We start from the raw sequence: 519 nt of genomic DNA, 5'->3' as shown, positions 1-519 counted from the left end.
AAGTTGAGCCGGACATGACCATTGAGGTCACACCGCAGTTAGCGAAGGTGCAAGGTAACATCAAGCTGCCATGGGGACGTATCGTCATTGAGGAACTGCCACCAAGTGCGGTTGGGGTGTCGAGTGATACCGTGATTTTAAACAAGGATTTACAGCCAGTTGATGAAGTGACGGCTATGCCATTCAACGTCGAAACGGACATCAACATCAAGATTGGTGACGACTTCCAACTTGCGGCGTTTGGCTTGAAGGGCGGCTTGAAAGGTAGCCTTAACGTGACACAAAAAGACAAAGGACCATTCATCGTTGGTGAGGTAAACATCGTTGACGGTTCTTACCGTTCATTTGGTCAAGATTTGGTGATCGAAGAAGGTAAGATCTTAATGAACGGTCCAGCGGATCAACCGTATGTATCGATCAAAGCGATTCGTAACCCTGACAATACTCAAGACGATGTGATCGCAGGTGTGCGTGTGACTGGCCCAGCTTCCGATCCGAGTGTGGAAATTTTCTCGGAGC

1 protein-coding gene is annotated in these 519 nt (G+C 48.6%); it reads left to right on the top strand.

Annotated elements, in window-relative coordinates; genetic code table 11:
* Positions 1–519: translocation/assembly module TamB domain-containing protein (locus R7Z49_RS27525; RefSeq protein ID WP_318112840.1), on the top strand; the 519-nt coding region annotated here is incomplete at both ends.

It is taken from the genome of Vibrio sp. 1562 (assembly GCF_033340155.1).
Classification (GTDB): domain Bacteria; phylum Pseudomonadota; class Gammaproteobacteria; order Enterobacterales; family Vibrionaceae; genus Vibrio; species Vibrio alginolyticus.
Note: the sequence above shows the minus strand (reverse complement) of the source record. Positions and strands in the feature narration are given on the sequence as shown.